At 68.3% G+C, this 17531-nt stretch carries 18 protein-coding genes; 15 read left to right on the top strand and 3 right to left on the bottom strand.

From position 1 onward, the window contains the following. From EIP85_RS02225 to EIP85_RS02165, 13 genes are all read left to right on the top strand, one after another. Window positions 1-642: LysM peptidoglycan-binding domain-containing protein (locus EIP85_RS02225; RefSeq protein ID WP_127900497.1), on the top strand; the 642-nt coding region annotated here is incomplete at its 5' end. Window positions 643-721: 79 nt separating this feature from the next. Next, complete coding sequence (locus EIP85_RS02220; protein ID WP_127900496.1) at window positions 722-2548, top strand: ABCB family ABC transporter ATP-binding protein/permease; 1827 nt, start codon at window positions 722-724, stop codon at window positions 2546-2548. A gap of 163 nt (window positions 2549-2711) precedes the next feature. Next, a complete protein-coding gene (locus tag EIP85_RS02215; RefSeq protein WP_127900495.1) occupies window positions 2712-2927 on the top strand; it encodes a hypothetical protein in 216 nt (71 codons plus the stop codon). A 188-nt stretch (window positions 2928-3115) separates the two neighbouring features. After that, entirely contained in the window at window positions 3116-3445 is a 330-nt protein-coding gene (gene yajC / locus EIP85_RS02210) for a preprotein translocase subunit YajC (protein ID WP_127900494.1), read from the top strand. Between the two features lie 13 nt (window positions 3446-3458). Next, window positions 3459-5117: a protein translocase subunit SecD gene (gene secD, locus EIP85_RS02205; protein ID WP_127900493.1), complete on the top strand. Its 1659-nt coding sequence runs from the start codon at window positions 3459-3461 to the stop codon at window positions 5115-5117. A gap of 1 nt (window position 5118) precedes the next feature. Continuing rightward, window positions 5119-6090, top strand: a complete 972-nt coding sequence (secF, locus tag EIP85_RS02200; RefSeq protein WP_127900492.1) for a protein translocase subunit SecF — start codon at window positions 5119-5121, stop codon at window positions 6088-6090. After that, the gene (locus tag EIP85_RS02195; protein ID WP_127900491.1) at window positions 6090-6443 is read left to right on the top strand and encodes an Mth938-like domain-containing protein; all 354 of its coding nucleotides are present in this window, start codon (window positions 6090-6092) and stop codon (window positions 6441-6443) included. The genes secF and EIP85_RS02195 overlap by 1 nt, the downstream gene beginning before the upstream one ends. Before the next feature lie 103 nt (window positions 6444-6546). Beyond that, a complete protein-coding gene (gene ccmA / locus EIP85_RS02190; protein WP_127900490.1) occupies window positions 6547-7176 on the top strand; it encodes a heme ABC exporter ATP-binding protein CcmA in 630 nt (209 codons plus the stop codon). A gap of 10 nt (window positions 7177-7186) precedes the next feature. Further along, window positions 7187-7843 (top strand): heme exporter protein CcmB, encoded by a 657-nt coding sequence (gene ccmB, locus EIP85_RS02185; protein ID WP_127900489.1) that lies wholly within the window; start codon window positions 7187-7189, stop codon window positions 7841-7843. A gap of 54 nt (window positions 7844-7897) precedes the next feature. Then, window positions 7898-8626 (top strand): heme ABC transporter permease, encoded by a 729-nt coding sequence (locus EIP85_RS02180; RefSeq protein ID WP_127900488.1) that lies wholly within the window; start codon window positions 7898-7900, stop codon window positions 8624-8626. Beyond that, on the top strand, window positions 8626-8799 hold the full coding sequence (gene ccmD / locus EIP85_RS02175; RefSeq protein ID WP_127900487.1) for a heme exporter protein CcmD: 174 nt from the start codon (window positions 8626-8628) through the stop codon (window positions 8797-8799). The genes EIP85_RS02180 and ccmD overlap by 1 nt, the downstream gene beginning before the upstream one ends. A 7-nt stretch (window positions 8800-8806) precedes the next feature. Continuing rightward, window positions 8807-9325, top strand: coding sequence for a DsbE family thiol:disulfide interchange protein (locus EIP85_RS02170; RefSeq protein ID WP_127900523.1), 519 nt, complete (start codon window positions 8807-8809; stop codon window positions 9323-9325). Window positions 9326-9465: 140 nt separating this feature from the next. Further along, window positions 9466-10329, top strand: a complete 864-nt coding sequence (locus tag EIP85_RS02165) for a DUF2189 domain-containing protein (protein WP_127900486.1) — start codon at window positions 9466-9468, stop codon at window positions 10327-10329. A 104-nt stretch (window positions 10330-10433) separates the two neighbouring features. On the opposite strand, the gene acnA is transcribed toward EIP85_RS02165, so the two are convergent. Beyond that, on the bottom strand, window positions 10434-13187 hold the full coding sequence (gene acnA, locus EIP85_RS02160; protein ID WP_127900485.1) for an aconitate hydratase AcnA: 2754 nt from the start codon (window positions 13185-13187) through the stop codon (window positions 10434-10436). 255 nt (window positions 13188-13442) lie between these two features. On the opposite strand from acnA, the gene EIP85_RS02155 reads away from it, so the two are divergent. Both EIP85_RS02155 and EIP85_RS02150 read left to right on the top strand, forming a co-directional pair. Continuing rightward, complete coding sequence (locus EIP85_RS02155) at window positions 13443-14288, top strand: DUF1223 domain-containing protein (protein ID WP_127900484.1); 846 nt, start codon at window positions 13443-13445, stop codon at window positions 14286-14288. 293 nt (window positions 14289-14581) lie between these two features. After that, window positions 14582-15475: a DUF1194 domain-containing protein gene (locus EIP85_RS02150; protein ID WP_127900483.1), complete on the top strand. Its 894-nt coding sequence runs from the start codon at window positions 14582-14584 to the stop codon at window positions 15473-15475. Between the two features lie 87 nt (window positions 15476-15562). Here the strand turns inward: EIP85_RS02150 and EIP85_RS02145 are convergent, their stop codons facing one another. Both EIP85_RS02145 and EIP85_RS02140 read right to left on the bottom strand, forming a co-directional pair. After that, the gene (locus EIP85_RS02145) at window positions 15563-16447 is read right to left on the bottom strand and encodes a lysophospholipid acyltransferase family protein (RefSeq protein WP_127900482.1); all 885 of its coding nucleotides are present in this window, start codon (window positions 16445-16447) and stop codon (window positions 15563-15565) included. After that, window positions 16444-17370: a DMT family transporter gene (locus tag EIP85_RS02140; protein ID WP_127900481.1), complete on the bottom strand. Its 927-nt coding sequence runs from the start codon at window positions 17368-17370 to the stop codon at window positions 16444-16446. Before EIP85_RS02140 ends, EIP85_RS02145 begins: the two co-directional genes overlap by 4 nt. Window positions 17371-17531: the final 161 nt, after the last annotated feature.

Genomic DNA, 17531 nt, shown 5'->3' with positions numbered 1-17531 from the left:
CCCGGGGCGCCGTCCAGCGGCGGCTCGGCGGCGGGCGCGGCGGCGCCGGGCGGGATCGCGGCGCCGGCCTCCGGCAGCGCGCCGACGGTGCTTCTGGCAGGCCGGCAGGGGGTTCAGGTGCTGCAGGGCGGCGCGCCGGGCTCCGAGATGGGGATCGATTCGATCGCCTATTCCGAGGGCGGCGCGGTGCAGCTTTCCGGCCATGGCAAGGCGGCCGCGCATATCCGCATCTACCTTGACGACAAGGACGTGGCGCTGGCCAAGGTGGGCGGCGACGGGCATTGGTCGCTGACGCTGCCGGGGATCCACGAGGGGCTCTATACCCTGCGGGCCGACCAGGTCGACGCGTCCGGCAAGGTCACCGCGCGGTTCGAGACGCCGTTCAAGCGCGAGTCGCAGACGGCGCTGGCGGCGGCGGGGGTCACGCAGGGCGCGGCGGGCGCGGGCGGCGGCAAGGCGCAGGTCGGCGTGCGGGCGACGATCATTACCGTGCAGCCGGGCTACACGCTCTGGGGCATCGCAAAGGCCAGTTACGGCCAAGGGATCCTCTACGTGAAGGTCTTCGATGCGAACCGCGAGCAGATCCGCGACCCGAACCTGATCTATCCGGGGCAGGTCTTCGCGGTGCCGGGGGGCAACTGACGCACAGGTGCCCTGCATCCCGCCACTGGTCTTTCGACGCGTCACGACCTAGTTACACCGTGACGCTAGGAGCCCCTTCATGACCGACACCAATGCCGCCGGGCAAAAGGCCCATGCGCGCCGCAGCGCGATCCGGACCATCCGACGGGTTCTGCCTTATCTCTGGCCGCGCGAGCCGCGGTGGGTGCGCCGCCGCGTGGTGATGTCGCTCTGCGCGCTGATGCTGGCGCAGCTCTTCTCGCTGGTCACGCCGGTCTTCTTCAAGGTCGCGGTCGACAGCCTGGCCCACACCTCGCATGGCCATGACTGGCTTCTGGCGCTGGGCGCGGTGGGGCTGACAATCGCCTATGGCGTCTCGCGGCTTCTGAACACCGGCATGGGCGAGCTGCGCGACGCGCTTTTCGTGCGGGTCGGGCAGCGCGCGCTGAGGATGCTGGCGCTGGAGACCTTCACCCATATTCACCGCCTCTCGATGCGCTACCACATCGCGCGCAAGACCGGCGGCCTCAGCCGGGTGATCGAGCGCGGGGTGAAGGGCATCGACTTCCTGCTGCGCTTCACGCTGTTCTCGGTCGGCCCGCTGATCGTGCAGCTGATCATCGTGCTCGTCGTCTTCGCGACGGTGTTCAACGTCTGGTACGCGCTGGTCGTCGCGGTCTCGATCACGCTTTACGTGACGTTCACCTTCCGCGTCACCGAATGGCGGGTGCAGATCCGCCGCAAGATGAACGAGCAGGACACCGACGCGAACCAGAAGGCGATCGACAGCCTGCTGAACTTCGAAACGGTGAAGTATTTCGGTGCCGAGGGCCGCGAGGCGTCGCGCTATGACGAGGCCATGGAGGGCTACGAGGCGGCGGCGGTGAAGACCGGGCAGTCGCTGTCCTTCCTGAACTTCGGGCAGGCGCTGATCATCAACACCGGCCTTGTCGCCGTGATGGTGATGTCGGCGATCGGGACCGAGAAGGGCGTGCTGACCGTCGGCGATTTCGTCATGGTCAACGCCTACATGATGCAGATCACCCAGCCGCTGGGCTTCCTCGGCACGGTCTATCGCGAGATCCGCCAGTCGCTGATCGACATGGCCGACATGTTCGACCTGTTGGAGCAGCCGGCCGAGATCACCGATGCGCCGGACGCGAAGCCGCTGGAGGTGAAGGGCGGCGAGGTCGTGCTCGACAACGTCTCCTTCGGCTATGACAGCGCGCGGCCGATCCTGAAGGGCGTGTCGATCCGCGTCGGCGCCGGGCAGACGGTGGCGATCGTCGGGCCCTCCGGGTCGGGCAAGTCCACCATCGGGCGGCTTCTTTTCCGGTTCTACGAGGTCACCGGCGGGGCGCTGAGGATCGACGGGCAGGACGTGCGCGCGGTGACGCAGGACACGCTGCATGCCGCGATCGGGGTGGTGCCGCAGGATACGGTGCTGTTCAACGACACGGTCTTCTACAACATCGCCTATGGCCGGCCGGAGGCGACGATCGCCGAGGTCGAGGCGGCGGCGCGGGCGGCGAAGATCCATGATTTCATCATGGCGCTGCCGGAGGGCTACGAGACCAAGGTGGGCGAGCGCGGGCTGAAGCTTTCGGGCGGCGAGAAGCAGCGGGTGGGCATCGCCCGGACGCTTCTGAAGAACCCGCCGATCCTGCTCCTGGACGAGGCGACCTCGGCGCTCGACACCCAGACCGAGCGGGATATCCAGGAGAGCCTTAAGGCGATGGGGCAGGGGCGCACGGTGATCACCATCGCGCACCGGCTGTCGACCATCGCGGATGCCGACCGGATCGTGGTGCTGGAGCATGGCGTGGTGGTCGAAGAGGGCCGGCACGAGGAGCTTCTGGTCCGCGGCGCCCGCTATGCCGCGATGTGGAACCGCCAATCCGCCGAGGCCGAGGAAGAGGCGGCCTGAGGGGCGGCTTCCCGGGGCGAAGGGCGGAGTGGTGCGCAATGAATGCGCACACTACGGCGGTGGGATGGGACCCGGTCCCCGCCCTCCGCTTGCCGGCGCCCCGAGGCTTGCCCATTTCGCCCCGAACAGGTAGGCGCGGGGGCGGATCTGTAGCGAGGCGGTCATGCAATACCTCATCTGGGGCGGAACGGCGGTGACGCTGATCGGGGTGGCGGTGCTCGTCGTCTGCGCGGTGATCGCCGCGCGGATGGGGGGCGCGGAGCTTGACGAGGCCGAGATGAAACGCCGCCTCGCGCCGCTCTTCGCGTGGAACTACGCCGCCCTCGGCGTCGCGCTGATCGGGCTGATGATGGTCGTCGTCGGGCTGATCCTAAGGTGAGCGCGGCCCGGCCTGCGCCGCCGTTCGCGGGCCTGTCCGAACTCCTGTCCGGACCCACGTCGAAATGACCTTCGCGCGCCTTGCCATCCCCCGGGGCCGAGGATAGGGTGCGCGCCACATTCGGGGGCCCCCTCGGTACCCCGCCGGTATGCTGTGGCCCCGTGCCGAGCCAAATTGAAGGAGCCCGCATGTTCGTAACGCCTGCCTATGCAGCGGCCGCTGGCGGTGACGCCACGATCAGCACGTTCTCGAGCTTCATCCCGCTGATCCTGATCTTCGCGATCATGTATTTCATCATGATCCGTCCGCAGCAGAAGAAGCTGAAGGACCACAAGGCCATGGTTCAGTCGCTCCGCCGGGGCGACATGATCGTCACCCAGGGCGGGATCCTCGGAAAGGTCTCCAAGGTGAAGGACGACACCGAGGTCGAGGTCGAGATCGCCGACGGGGTGAAGGTGCGGGTTGTCCGCTCGACCATCTCTCAGGTGCTGTCGAAGACCGAACCCGCATCCTCCTGAGCCCGGCTGACCCATGCAAATACCCCTTTGGAAGCGCGTCATCATCCTGGGGCTCTGCGCTCTCGGCGTGATCCTCGCCATGCCGAACCTGTTCTACAACCGGGTCGAGACGCATAACGCGGCGGCCGCCAAGATCGCCCGCAACGGGTCGACCCCGGAACTGGCCAAGCAGCTGGCGGAATGGCCGTCCTGGCTGCCCTCGAGCATCGTCAACCTCGGCCTCGACCTGCGCGGTGGCGCGCATCTTCTGGCCGAGGTCCACCTGAGCAACGTCTACGCCGACCGCATGAATGCGCTCTGGCCCGAGGTGCGCGACGCGCTTGCCAAGGAACGCGCGACGGTGGGTAACGTGCGGCGCGAGCCGTCGGACCCGTCGGTGCTGAAGGTCTCGATCTCCAAGCCCGAGGCCATGGCCACGGCGCTGCAGACCGTGCGCGGCCTCGCGCGGCCCGTCGTGTCGCTGACCGGGGTCGGGCAGAAGGACCTGCAGGTCACCGCCGCGGGCAACAGCATCACCATCCAGCTGTCGCCGGCCGAGAAGGCCGCGACCGACCAGCGCACGATGCAGCAGTCGCTGGAGATCGTGCGGCGCCGGATCGACGCCGCGGGCACGCGTGAGCCGACGATCCAGCAGGAAGGCAGCGACCGGATCCTGATCGAGGTGCCGGGCATCGGCAGCGCCGAGCAGCTGAAGGCGCTGATCGGCACCACCGCGCGGCTGACCTTCAACAAGGTCGTCGGGCGCACCAGCGACGCGCATGCGATCCCCGGGGCCGGCAATTCTCTGGTGCCGAGCGAGGATCAGAAGGGGCTTTACTACATCATCGACGACACGCCGGTGGTGACGGGTGAGGACCTGACCGACGCGCAGCCCTCCTTCGACCAGAACGGGCAGCCGGCGGTCGACTTCCGCTTCGACACCACCGGGGCGCGCAAGTTCGGCGATTACACGGCCACCCATATCGGCCAGCCCTTCGCCATCGTCCTGGACAACAAGGTGATCTCCGCCCCGGTCATCCAGGCGCATATCGCCGGCGGCTCGGGCATCATCACGGGCAACTTCACGGTGCAGAGCTCGACCCAGCTTGCGGTCCTGCTGCGCGCCGGTGCGCTGCCCGCGAAGATGAGCTTCCTCGAGGAACGCACCATCGGGCCGGAGCTGGGGGCGGACTCGATCCGCGCCGGCCGGATCGCCGCCGTGGTCGGCACCATCGCGGTGGTCGTCTTCATGGTCGCGGTCTACGGCTTCTTCGGCTGGATCGCCAACCTCGGCCTCGCGCTCAACATGTGCATGATGTTCGGGGCCCTGTCGCTGATCGGCGCGACGCTGACGCTGCCCGGCATCGCCGGCATCGTGCTGACCGTCGGCATGGCGGTGGACGGCAACGTGCTGGTCTACGAGCGGATCCGGGAAGAACTGCGCGCCGCGCGTGGTCCGGCACGGGCGATCGAGCTTGGCTACGAGCGTGCGCTGTCGGCCATCATCGACGCCAACCTGACGACGATGATCTCCGCCGGTATCCTCTACTTCGTCGGCACCGGCCCGGTCCGCGGCTTCGCCGTGACGCTGGGGCTCGGGATCCTCACCTCGGTCTTCACCACCGTCTGGCTGTCGCGCCTGATGATCGTGATGTGGTTCGAACGCCGCCGCCCCAAGTCAATCGAGGTGTAACATGCGCCACCTTCGGATGGTCCCGGACCACACGAACATCGACTTCTTCGCCATCGCGCGCGTCACCTTCGGGGGCTCGATGCTGCTGGTGGTGATCTCGATCATGGCCCCCTTCATCTGGGGCCTGAACTTCGGGATCGACTTCCTCGGCGGCACCACGATCCGGACCGAGGCGAGCCAGCCGGTGAACGTCGGCGCCTACCGCAAGGCGCTGGATCCGCTGCACCTGGGCGACGTCATCATCAACCAGGTCTTCGATCCCTCGGCCTCGACCAACAAGCATGTGGCCAACGTCCGCGTCTCGGCCGAGAAGGGGCATGAGAGCATCCCGCCGGCCGCCTTGAAGCGGATCGAGGGGGCGCTGCAGAAGGTCGATCCGTCGATCCGCTTCACCTCCGTCAACTCGGTCGGCCCGAAGGTCTCGGGCGAGCTGATGCGAAAGGCGGTGATGGCGATCTCGGGCGCGGTCTTCGCGGTCATGGCCTATATCTGGCTGAGGTTCGAGTGGCAGTTCGCGCTTGGCGCCGCGGTCGCCACGGTGCATGACGTGGCGCTGACGGTGGGGATATTCGTTCTTCTGCAGATCAAGTTCGACCTGTCGATCATCGCGGCGCTGCTGACCATCGTCGGCTATTCGCTGAACGATACGGTGGTGGTCTTCGACCGGGCCCGAGAGAACCTGATCAAGTACAAGAAGATGCCGCTTCGGGACGTGCTGAACCTCTCGGCGAACGAGACGCTGTCGCGCACGCTGATGACCTCGCTCTCCACCATGATCCCGCTGATCGCGCTACTGATCTTCGGCGGCGACGTGATCCGGGGCTTCGTCTTCGCCATTGCCTGGGGCGTCATCACCGGGACCTATTCCTCGATCTACGTCGCCAAGAACATCGTGCTGATGCTTGGCGTGAAGCGGGACTGGGGCAAGAAGGACGACGGCGCGGCGGGCACGCAGTTCGCCGCCAAGGGCTGATGCGACTGAACGAGATCAGCTACGAGGGCGCGCGGCCGATCGACGGCTACGGGCCCGGTTTCTTCCGCGTGGCGGGGCAGGTTCACGAGGGCGCGGCGCTTGTCACCGCGACCGGCGTCGCCCGCTGGGGCGGGATGACGGATGTGGAGGCGCTGCTGGCGCTGAAGGGCGAGGTCGACGTGATCTTCGTCGGCACCGGCCCTGCTATCACCCCGCTTCCCAAGGCGCTGCGCGAGGCGCTGGAGGAGGCGGGCGTCGGCGTCGAGCCGATGGACACGCCTGCCGCCTGCCGCACCTACAACGTCCTGCTGGCCGAGGGCCGGCGGATCGCCGTGGCGCTGATCCCGGTCTGAGGGCGCGCGGCAGGGGGCTCGTCCCCCTTTGACCCCCGAGGATATTTTTAGACAGAAGAAGCAGAGGCTTCCGGGGCGGGGCTGTTTCGGCTAGGGCTGGGACATGGACCTGAGCGTGACCGATCTGGCCGTTTCGCGCGGCGCCGTGCCGGTGCTGGAAGGGGTGAGCTTCCGGCTTGCCCCCGGGCGGGCGCTGATCCTGCGCGGGCCGAACGGTATCGGCAAGACCACGCTGCTGCGCACGCTGGCCGGGCTGCAGCCGCCGCTGGCCGGAGAGATCAACGCCCCGCCCGAGGCCATCGCCTATGCAAGCCATGCCGACGGGCTGAAATCCACCCTGACCGTGACGGAAAACCTGACGTTCTGGGCGCGGATCTTCGGCACCGGCGGGATCGGGGCGGCGCTGGAGGCGATGAACCTGACGGCGCTGGCCGACCGGCAGGCGCAGAACCTTTCGGCCGGGCAGAAGCGGCGGCTGGGGCTGGCGCGGCTGCTTGTCTCCGGGCGGGCGATCTGGATGCTGGACGAGCCGACGGTGTCTCTCGACACGGCCTCTGTCGCGCTATTCGCCGGGGTGGTCCGGCGCCACATGGTGGGCGGAGGCGCGGCGCTGATCGCCACGCATATCGATCTCGGCCTGCCGGAGGCGGAGGTTCTGGACCTGACGGCGTGCAAGGCCCGCCCGCCGGAGGCCGGTGGCCTTCGCGGGGCCTTCGACGACGCCTTTCTGTGAGGGGCCGGGCATGATCGCGCTGCTGATCCGCGACCTGAAGCTGGCGCTGCGCGCCGGGGGTGGCTTCGGTCTGGGGCTGGCCTTCTTCCTGATCGTGGTGGTGCTGGTGCCGCTGGGCGTCGGCCCGGAGAGCGCGACGCTTGCCGTGATCGCGCCGGGGATCCTGTGGGTCGCGGCGCTGCTCGCCTGCCTTCTGTCGCTGGACCGGATCTTCGCGCTCGACCACGAGGACGGCTCGCTGGATCTGCTGGCCACCGCGCCGATCCCGCTGGAGGGGATCGTCAGCGTCAAGGCGCTTGCGCACTGGATCACCACCGGGCTGCCGCTGGTGCTGGCCTCGCCGGTCCTGGCGCTGCTGCTGAACCTGCCGCTGGCGGGCTACGGGTGGCTGGTGCTGAGCCTCGCGCTTGGCACGCCGGCGCTGTCGGTCATCGGCACCTTCGGGGCGGCGCTGACGGTAGGGCTGAAGCGGGGCGGCCTGCTGATGTCGCTTCTGGTGCTGCCGCTTTACGTGCCGACGCTGATCTTCGGGGCCGAGGTGGTCAAGCGCGGCGCGGCGGGGCAGGCGGTGGATGTGCCGCTTCTTCTGCTGGCCGGGATCACCGCCGGGGCGGCGGCGCTGCTGCCCTTCGCCTCGGCCGCCGCGCTCCGCGTCAATCTGCGCTGAACCCGCCCGGGCAATTGAATTGAGATCGCTGAGGAAAGGCCCTAAGGAACGCTCATGTCGATCTGGAAATATGCCAATCCAGTAGTGTTCATGCGCACCTCCGGCTGGCTTCTGCGCTGGCTGGTGCCGCTGACGGCCGTGCTGATGGTGGTGGGCCTCGTCTGGGGCTTCGCCTTCACGCCGCCCGAGATGCGGCAGGGAACGACGGTCAAGATCATCTTCCTCCACGTCCCCTCGGCCATGCTGGGGATCAATGCCTGGCTGATGATGCTGGTCGCCTCGCTGATCTGGCTGGTGCGGCGGCACCATGTCTCGGCATTGGCGGCCAAGGCCGCGGCGCCGGTGGGCGCCACGATGACGCTGATCGCGCTGATCACCGGCGCGATCTGGGGAGAGCCGATGTGGGGTACCTGGTGGGCCTGGGACCCGCGGCTGACCTCGTTCCTGATCCTGTTCCTGTTCTACCTCGGCTATCTCGCGCTTTGGGCGGCGATCGAGGATCCCGATACGGCGGCAGACCTGACCTCCGTCCTCTGCCTCGTGGGGTCTGTCTTCGCGATCCTCAGCCGCTATGCAGTGAACTTCTGGAACCAGGGCCTGCACCAGGGCCCGAGCCTGACGCTGATGCAGAAGCAGCATGTGGCGGACGCCTATTGGTATCCGCTGATGATCTGCATCACCGGCTTCATCCTGTTCTTCGTGACGATGGTGCTTCTGAGGACCCGCACAGAGATCCGCGCCCGCCGCCTGAAGGCGCTGCTCGCGCGCGAGAGGATGGGCTGATGTGGAGCGACCTGCAGCTTGGCAAGTACGAGATCACGGTGCTGTCGGCCTATGCGGTGGCGCTGGTGCTGATCGTGGCGCTGATCGTGGCGACCTGGGCGCGCGGGCGCCGGGTGCGCCGCCAGCTGGAGGAGGCCGAGGCTCGGTTGGGGAGGAACAGGGGTGAAGCTTAAGCCGCTGATGGTGCTGCCGCCGGCCCTGTTCGTCGGGCTGGCGATCCTGTTCTGGTGGGGGATGAACCGGCAGGATCCGAATGCGCTGCCCTCGACGATGGTCGGGCGCGAGGCGCCGGCGGTGCAGCTGACCCAGCTTGGAGACAGCCTGCCGTTCACCGATGCCGTGCTGAAGGACGGCAAGGCCAAGATCGTGAACTTCTGGGCGAGCTGGTGCGTGCCCTGCCGGGCCGAGGCGGGCAACCTTGCCAAGATGGCCGCCGCGGGCGTGCCGATCTACGGCGTGAACTACAAGGACAAGCCGAAGGACGCGCTGAAGTTCCTGGCCGATGTCGGTGATCCCTACAAGGCGATGGGCGCCGATGCGCAGGGCCAGATGGCGCTCAACTGGGGCGTCTACGGGGTGCCGGAAAGCTTCGTGATCGACCGCCACGGCAGGGTCGTGCTGCGCTTCCCCGGACCGATCACCGAGGACATCCTCAAATCGACCATCCGCCCGGCGCTGCAGAAGGCGGCGACGGACTGAGGCCCCCCGCACCGCGCGTCCGGCGACAGGCGCGCCGAAACGTGCTATCCTGCCCTGACCAGTCAGTGCAATTCCGCCGCCGCCCATCCGGGACGCGGATGTTGCGGCGCGCCGGAAGAGCCTCGCTTGAGGAGGGCGGCATGGTACAGACCATAGGCAATCCCCTGTCCTGGACGGCGAAGTCGCTGGCGGGCGCCGGCGCGCATGTCGCCCATATGACCGAGACGCTTGGCGGCGATCATGTCACCGCCCGGCCGCGGGTGCGGCGGATCGGGATGGCGGACATCCGTACGGCGCTGCGGCGTGGCGTCGAGGATTTCGAGGCGATGCGGAGCGACGTGATCTTCCTCTGCATCGTCTACCCGATCGTCGGGCTGGCGCTGAGCTGGATGGCGTTCCACGAGAGCATGCTGCCGATGATCTTCCCGCTGGTCTCCGGCTTCGCGCTGCTCGGCCCCGGGGCGGCGGTCGGTCTTTACCAGATGAGCCGGAAACGCGAGGCGGGCGGCAAGGCCGGCTGGGCGGACGCGTTCCGCGTCATCGGAGAGCCCGCCTTCGGGGCGATCATCGTCCTTGGCCTGTTCCTGATCGCTACTTTCGTCACCTGGCTGCTGGTGGCCGACGGCATCTACGGGCTGACCATGGGCGGCAAGGTTCCGGCCTCGGCCAGCGGTTTCCTCCATGACGTGCTGACGACCACGGGGGGGCATGCGCTGATCGTGCTGGGGGTCATCTCCGGCTTCGTCTTCGCCGCCGTGGTGCTGGTGGTGAGCGTGGTGTCCTTCCCGCTGCTCCTGGACCGCGACGTGGGCCTGCCGGTGGCGGTCGTGACCTCGGTCGAGGTCGCGCGGCAGAGTCCGGAGGCCGTGGCCGTCTGGGGCGGTATCGTCGCCGGGGGCCTTGTGCTTGGCGCGATCCCGGCGCTCCTGGGGCTGGTCGTGGTGGTGCCGATCCTCGGGCACGCGACCTGGCACCTCTACCGAGCCGCAGTCATCCCGGAATGAAGAAAGGGCGGACCAGCTGGCCCGCCCTTTCCTATTTTTTCCTGGCAGAAGAACGCCCGCCCGTGTCGGGCGGGCCGGGGGGCAGCGCCCCCCCGGCCTCGGCCTCAGCTCTTGGCGAGGTTGCGCAGCACGTATTGCAGCACGCCGCCGTTCTTGACGTATTCGACCTCGATCTCGGTATCGATCCGGCACTTGATCCGGATCGTCTTCTCCGACCCGTCGGCGAACTTGATCGTGCAGGGCACCAGAGACAGCGGCTTCAGCTCGCCCGAGAGGCCGGAGATGGAGACCTCTTCCTCGCCGGTCAGCCCCAGCGACTTGCGGGTGTCGCCGTCGGTGAACTCGAACGGGATGACACCCATGCCGACGAGGTTCGAGCGGTGGATGCGCTCGAAGCTTTCGGCGATGACCGCCTTGACGCCGAGAAGCGCGGTGCCCTTGGCCGCCCAGTCGCGCGAGGAGCCGGCGCCGTATTCGATGCCGCCGAAGATGACGAGGGGCGTGCCCGCTTCCTCATATGCCATGGCCGCGTCGTAGATCGAGGTCTGCGCCCCGTCCGGACCCTTTGTGTAGCCGCCTTCGACGCCGTCCAGCATCTCGTTCTTGATGCGGATGTTGGCGAAGGTGCCGCGCATCATCACCTCGTGGTTGCCGCGCCGCGAGCCGTAGGAGTTGAACTCCGACACCGGCACCTGGCGGTCCGTGAGGTATTTCCCAGCCGGGGTGGATGGCTTGAACGAGCCCGCCGGCGAGATGTGGTCAGTGGTGATCATGTCGCCGAGCACGGCGAGGACGCGGGCACCGGAGATGTCCTCGATCTTGCCGGGGTCCTTCGACATGTCCTGGAAGTAGGGCGGATTGCGGACATAGGTGGAGGTCGACGGCCAGTCGTAGGTCAGGCTGTCGGTGGTCTCCACGCTCTGCCACTTCTCGTCGCCCTTGAAGACATCGGCGTATTTCTTCTGGAACGCCTCGCGGGTGACGGTCTTGTGGACGAGATCGGCGATCTCCTTCTGGGTCGGCCAGATGTCCTTGAGGTAGACCGGCTTGCCGTCTTTCGAGGTGCCGAGCGGCTCCGTCGTCAGGTCGATGTTCATGTCGCCGGCCAGCGCGTAGGCTACCACGAGCGGCGGCGAGGCGAGGTAGTTGGCGCGCACGTCGGGCGAGATCCGCCCCTCGAAGTTGCGGTTGCCGGAGAGCACGGCGGTCGCCACGAGGTCATTGTCCGCGATCGACTTCGAGATTTCGGGCTGCAGCGGGCCCGAGTTGCCGATGCAGGTCGTGCAGCCGTAGCCCACGAGGTTGAAGCCCACGGCGTCGAGGTCTTCCTGCAGGCCTGCGGCCTCGAGGTATTCCGTGACGACCTGCGAGCCGGGCGCGAGTGAGGTCTTCACCCAGGGCTTGCGGTTCAGGCCGAGCTCGCGCGCCTTGCGGGCGACGAGGCCGGCGCCGATCATCACGTAGGGGTTCGAGGTGTTGGTGCAGGAAGTGATGGCCGCGATCACGACCGAGCCGTCGCGCAGCTTGTAATCCTCGCCCGAGACGGTGCCCGACTTGCGCGGGTCCGAGCCGTTCGTCGAGGACGCGGTCGGGCCTTCGGAGGCCATGTCCTTGGCCTGGACATCCGCGTCGACGCCGCGGTAGTCGTTTACCACGTTGAGGAAGGCATCCGCGGCCTTGGTCAGCGGCAGATAGTCCTGCGGCCGCTTCGGACCCGAGATCGCCGGGACGATGGTGCCCATGTCGAGCTCCAGCGTCGAGGTGTAGACCGGCGCGTAGTTCTCGTCGCGCCACATGCCGTTGGCCTTGGCGTAGGCCTCGACCAGTGCGATCCGATCCTTGGCGCGTCCGGTCTGTTCGAGGTAGCGCAGGGTCTCTGCGTCGACCGGGAAGAAGCCGCAGGTGGCGCCGTATTCGGGGGCCATGTTGGCGATGGTCGCGCGGTCGGGCAGGGGCAGGCGGTCAAGGCCGTCGCCGTAGAATTCAACGAACTTGCCGACCACGCCGTGCTTGCGCAGCATCTCGACGACCTTGAGGACGAGGTCGGTGCCGGTCGTGCCCTCGACCATGCGGCCGGTCAGCTTGAAGCCGACGACCTCGGGGATCAGCATCGAGACCGGCTGGCCGAGCATCGCGGCCTCCGCCTCGATCCCGCCGACGCCCCAGCCGAGCACGCCGAGACCGTTGATCATCGTGGTGTGGCTGTCGGTGCCGACGAGCGTGTCGGGGTAGGCGATCTCCGCCCCGGACTGGTCCTTGTCGGTCCAGACGGTCTGGGCGAGGTATTCGAGGTTCACCTGGTGGCAGATGCCGGTGCCGGGCGGGACGACGCGGAAGTTGTCGAAGGCCGACTGGCCCCATTTCAGGAAGGTGTAGCGCTCGATGTTGCGCTCGTACTCGCGGTCCACGTTCATCTGGAAGGCGCGCGGGTTGCCGAATTCGTCGATCATCACCGAGTGGTCGATGACGAGGTCGACCGGGTTCAGCGGGTTGATCTTCTCGGCGTCACCGCCGAGCCCGATGATGCCGTCGCGCATCGCGGCGAGGTCGACCACGGCGGGAACGCCGGTGAAGTCCTGCATCAGCACCCGGGCCGGGCGGTAGGAGATCTCGCGCGGGTTCTTGCCGTCCTTGTCGGCCCATTCGGAGAAGGCGCGGATGTCGTCCGTCGTGACGGTCGAGCCGTCCTCGAAGCGGAGCATGTTCTCCAGCACCACCTTCAGCGAGGCGGGCAGGCGGGAGAACTTGCCCAGGCCCGCCGCCTCGGCGGCCGGGATCGAGTAATAGGCGACGGTCGCGCCGCCTGCCTCAAGGGTCTTGCGGGTCTTCGCGCTGTCATGTCCGACGATCACGGTCATTCTCGGCCTCCAGTTCTGGCGTCACGGGCTGGGCACCTCTTGCCCCAGCAGGGGCTGCGGTGCAAGGAGTCGGCGGTCTTGTATGCAATTGTATGCCAAAAATCCAGACCCTTCGTGCGGCCCCGGCGGAAGGCCGCGAAGGGGCTGTAAAAAGGTCGGGTCTCCGGGCTAAACATTGCAAAACCCTCGCAGAACCTTGATTGGCCGGTGCCGGCGGGTTTGAATATCCTGAGAAGCGTACCTGAGGACCGAGTCATGCTTAATCTACGCATCACCGCCGCTGCGGTCGGCCTCTGCTTCTCGCTGTCCGGAGGCCTTGCCGCTGCTCAACCGATTTCGGGTGGGCCGGGGGCCGTTGCCGCGGAGCGGGCGGAGGCGCCCGGGGCACCGGCACCGGCGCAGAAGCCGGTGCGCCCGACTGCCGCGGAGACGTCGGGGGCGAACACGCCGACCGCGCCCGCGCAGTCACATTCTGCCGTGGTGGTGGAGCTTTACACCTCGCAGGGCTGTTCGTCCTGCCCGCCGGCGGACGAGGTTCTGTCGCGGCTGGTGGGGCGGAAGAACGTGATCCCGCTGGCGCTGCATGTGGACTACTGGGATTACATCGGCTGGACCGACAAGATGGCCTCGCCCGCCTTCACGGCGCGGCAGAAGGCCTATGCCCGGGCGATCGGGGCGCGGACGATCTATACCCCGCAACTGATCATCGACGGCGCGGACCGGGTCGCGGGGGCGCGGCCGATGGATGTGGCCGAGCTGATTCATGAACATGCGGCGGAGACGACGCCGGTGCGGCTGAAGCTTGCCCGCAAGGGGGGGCGGGTCGTTATCGACGCCAAGTCGACCCAGACCTTCCCGAAGGGGCTTCTGGTGCAGATCGTCCGCTATGTGCCTGAAAAGACGGTCTCTATCCGGCGCGGCGAGAATGCCGGGCGGACCATCACCTACCACAACATCGTGACCACCTGGGACACCGTCGGCCATTGGGACGGCGCCGCCCCGATGAGCATGATCGCCCCGGCGGACGGCGACGAGCCGGTGGTGGTGATCCTGCAGGAGCCGGGACCGGGGCAGATCCTGGCCGCCGCCAGCCTACGCTAGGGCCGGGGTTTCTGAGAACGCGAGACGTCAGGCCGGCCCCGCTTGCGGGGCCGGTTAACGTCGTCTTGACGCGGCGTTCCGGGGGCGTTGGCCGCCAGATGAGATTTCGGGGGCAACGCGTTAAAAAGGCAGGGAAAACCCGATACCGTAATTGCACCGCTTTCGCGCCGCTTTCACACCGGCATGCACCGGCGTCGCGCGCGGCACCCCTGCCTGCCTTCGCGGGCGCAGATCCGGCTTGGTGGCGGGCCGGGGCGGTGCGATACTCCCCGCAGGAGGCATGAGGTGCGGCGATGCGCCGGAATGCGAGGTCTTCCCGGGGAATATCGGCGCTGGCCGCGCTTCTCTGTGCGGGCCTGACCGGGGCGGCGGCTGCCCAGAGTGCCCCCGGCCAGACGACTCCCAGCCTGACAGCGCCCGGTCAGACCGCGAAGCCCGAGATCCGGGTGGGGGTGGAGCTGATCCTCGCCGTCGACGTTTCGCGCTCCATCGATCCGATCGAGCAGACGATCCAGCGGCGCGGCTATGCGGCCGCCTTCCGCAGCCCGGAAGTGCAGGCGGCGATCCTCGAGGGCGGCTGGGGCCGGGTTGCGATCACCTACCTGGAATGGGGCGGGGCCGCGAACCAGGTGGTGCTGATCCCCTGGACCCTGATCGACAGCCGCGCCGCCGCCGATCGTTTCGCGGCCCGGATCGAGGCGGAGCCGCTGACGAGCCTGTCGCGGACCTCGATCTCCGGCGCGATCCGCTACGCGGTGCGGCTGTTCGACGGCAACGGCTATCGCGGCCTGCGCCGGGTGATCGACATCTCCGGCGACGGGCCGAACAACGCGGGCGAGCCGGTGACGGTGGCGCGCGATGCCGCCGTGGCCCAGCGGATCACGCTGAACGGCCTGCCGCTGATGACCAACACCGACGAGGTGACAACGCCGTTCGGCAACTGGGGCAACATCCCCCACCTCGACCGCTACTACGCCGATTGCGTGATCGGCGGGCCGGGGGCGTTCTCGCTGCCGGTGACGAGCTGGGAGGCGTTCCCCGGCGCGGTGCGCCGGAAGATGGTGCTGGAACTGGCCGGGCGGATGCCCGCGCCCCGCGCCAGGGTGGTGCCGGCGCAGGCGGAGGCGCCGGTCGACTGCCTGATCGGCGAGAAGATGTGGCGACAGCGCTGGGGCGGGGGAAACTGAAGCCGGCCTATGGCCTGGTCGGTGGGCCGCATGGTGGAAGATCCGGGGAGCAGGCGGGCGGGGGCCTTCAGCGGTGAAGGCGGGGCCTCAGGCGGTGCCCTTCCAGCGGCGGTGGATCCAGAACCACTGGTCCATGTGTTCGCGGACGAGCTTGCCGAGGCTGTCGTTGAGGGCCTGGGTCATCTCCTCCGGCGAGCCGTTGGGGATCGGGGACTCTACCACCACGTCGAAATCCAGCCCGTCGGGGCGGCGGATGCCGTAGGTCGGGATCACCAGCGCGTTGTATTTCAGCGCCAGCTCGGCGGCGGCGAGGCTGGTCAGCGCGTCGCGGCCGAGGAAGGACAGGCGGGCGCCATCGGACATGTGCTGGTCGATCACCATGCCCAGCATGCCGCCGGAGCGCAGGAAGCGGATCATGTCGGCCAGCCCGCGCTTGCCGCGCGGGAAGAGCGGCGTGCCGATCTGGGAGATCGCCTTGACGTAATGGTCGTTGAACCAGCCGTTGTCCATCGGGCGGTAAAGCCCGCCGACGCGGTAGCCGCGGGCGATCAGCGCGGCGCGGGAGGCGTCGTAATTGCCGAAATGGCCGGTGACGAGGATGACCGGCCGGCCGGCCCGATGCGCCGCGTCGAGCGCGGCGAGGCCGGGGCCGGAGAGCGGCTGGCGGGTGACGTGTTCGACGAAGCCCTTGCCGGAGTAGAGCTCGATCAGGGTGCGGCCGACATTGTCGGGCACCTTGCGGGCGAGGCGGGCGACCTCGACCTCGTCAAGGTCGGGCACGATCAGGGCGAGGTTGTCGCGCACGCGCTTGTCGTATCCGGCGAGCGGGGCGACGACATGGGCCAGCACCCAGCCCGAGAGCGGCACGCGCCAGCGGTAGGGCAGGCGCAGCAGAATGCCGAGCAGAAGCCGGTAGAGCCGGTCCTGCAGCCAGAAGGCACGGGAGTAGCGGGGATCGTCGGCGCGTCTCATCGTCCGTTGGTCGGTCCCTTTCGGCCGTTCCGGCGGGGCGCGCGGCCGGCGCGGGTTTCGCGGTGCCAGACATAAAGACCGGCGGAGGCGATCACAAGCGCGCCGAGGATGGTCCAGTCGTCGGGCACCTCGGCGAAGAAGATCAGCCCCCAGGTCGCGGCGAAGAGAAGGTCGGTCTGGGTGAAGGGGGCCACGACCGAGGCTTCCGCCAGCGTCAGCGCGCGCAGCGTGCAGGCCTGCCCGGCGATGGCGAGAAGGCCCACGGCGACGAAAAGCGGCAGGTCGGCCGTTGCGATCGGGTGCCAGACGGTGGGCAGCGCGGCGGTCGTCACCAGCGTGCCGATGGTGGTGGAGAAGAGAAGCGCCGTTCCCAGCGGCTCTGACTGGCCGAGCCTGCGGGAGATCAGCACGTAGCCCGCCATGCAGAAGGCGGCGGCCAGCGGCAGCAGCGAGGCCGGGGTGAAGACCTCCGATCCCGGGCGGATGATGATCAGCGCGCCGATGAAGGCGGCGGCGATGCCGGCGGCGCGGCGGGGGCCGATCTTCTCGCCCAGAAACAGCGCCGCGCCGAGCGCGATGATCAGCGGCGAGAGGTCGGCGATGGCGGTGGCGGTGGCCAGATGGACGTAGCGCAGGCTTGCAAAGAACAGCGCGGTGGCGCCGAACTGGCAGGCCGAGCGGAAGACGTGGAGCCAGGGATGGCTGGTGCGGGCGATGCGGCGCAGGCTGCGCGCCTGCCAGAGCGCCACGGCGACGATCTGGAACGCGTAGCGCGCCCAGACGACCTGGATCGTGTCGTAGCGCGCGACGAGGGCCTTGGCCACCGCGTCCATCGCAGTGAAGACGACGACCGCCGCGAGCATCAGGAGAATGCCCTGTGCCGTCGCGCCGGGGCGCGGGCCGGAGGTGACTGCGATGGTCATGTCTTTGCCTATGACGCGGGGCGCGGGGTTTGGCAACTGGGCCCGTCAGGGGGCCGTGGCGTCACCCCGGGGGGAGGGGCGGCCGCCCCGCCTTTTGGCATGACATCTCGTCGAAGCGGGATCGGCCCGTGGTGCTGCCGCGCCAGGCGGAGCCCTCGGGG

The organism is Solirhodobacter olei (genome assembly GCF_004010155.1).
In the GTDB taxonomy this organism is placed as follows: domain Bacteria; phylum Pseudomonadota; class Alphaproteobacteria; order Rhodobacterales; family Rhodobacteraceae; genus Solirhodobacter; species Solirhodobacter olei.
The sequence above is the reverse complement of the archived record's forward strand: the minus strand, read 5'-3'. Positions and strand labels throughout refer to the sequence as shown.

Bases quoted from the DNA above. Each gene is read 5' to 3' on its own strand.
- EIP85_RS02220 (WP_127900496.1), top strand. From the start codon at position 722: ATGACCGACACCAATGCCGCCGGGCAAAAGGCCCATGCGCGCCGCAGC.
- EIP85_RS02215 (WP_127900495.1), top strand. From the start codon at position 2,712: ATGCAATACCTCATCTGGGGCGGAACGGCGGTGACGCTGATCGGGGTG.
- yajC (WP_127900494.1), top strand. From the start codon at position 3,116: ATGTTCGTAACGCCTGCCTATGCAGCGGCCGCTGGCGGTGACGCCACG.
- secD (WP_127900493.1), top strand. From the start codon at position 3,459: ATGCAAATACCCCTTTGGAAGCGCGTCATCATCCTGGGGCTCTGCGCT.
- secF (WP_127900492.1), top strand. From the start codon at position 5,119: ATGCGCCACCTTCGGATGGTCCCGGACCACACGAACATCGACTTCTTC.
- EIP85_RS02195 (WP_127900491.1), top strand. From the start codon at position 6,090: ATGCGACTGAACGAGATCAGCTACGAGGGCGCGCGGCCGATCGACGGC.
- ccmA (WP_127900490.1), top strand. From the start codon at position 6,547: ATGGACCTGAGCGTGACCGATCTGGCCGTTTCGCGCGGCGCCGTGCCG.
- ccmB (WP_127900489.1), top strand. From the start codon at position 7,187: ATGATCGCGCTGCTGATCCGCGACCTGAAGCTGGCGCTGCGCGCCGGG.
- EIP85_RS02180 (WP_127900488.1), top strand. From the start codon at position 7,898: ATGTCGATCTGGAAATATGCCAATCCAGTAGTGTTCATGCGCACCTCC.
- ccmD (WP_127900487.1), top strand. From the start codon at position 8,626: ATGTGGAGCGACCTGCAGCTTGGCAAGTACGAGATCACGGTGCTGTCG.
- EIP85_RS02170 (WP_127900523.1), top strand. From the start codon at position 8,807: ATGGTGCTGCCGCCGGCCCTGTTCGTCGGGCTGGCGATCCTGTTCTGG.
- EIP85_RS02165 (WP_127900486.1), top strand. From the start codon at position 9,466: ATGGTACAGACCATAGGCAATCCCCTGTCCTGGACGGCGAAGTCGCTG.
- acnA (WP_127900485.1), bottom strand. From the start codon at position 13,187: ATGACCGTGATCGTCGGACATGACAGCGCGAAGACCCGCAAGACCCTT.
- EIP85_RS02155 (WP_127900484.1), top strand. From the start codon at position 13,443: ATGCTTAATCTACGCATCACCGCCGCTGCGGTCGGCCTCTGCTTCTCG.
- EIP85_RS02150 (WP_127900483.1), top strand. From the start codon at position 14,582: ATGCGCCGGAATGCGAGGTCTTCCCGGGGAATATCGGCGCTGGCCGCG.
- EIP85_RS02145 (WP_127900482.1), bottom strand. From the start codon at position 16,447: ATGAGACGCGCCGACGATCCCCGCTACTCCCGTGCCTTCTGGCTGCAG.
- EIP85_RS02140 (WP_127900481.1), bottom strand. From the start codon at position 17,370: ATGACCATCGCAGTCACCTCCGGCCCGCGCCCCGGCGCGACGGCACAG.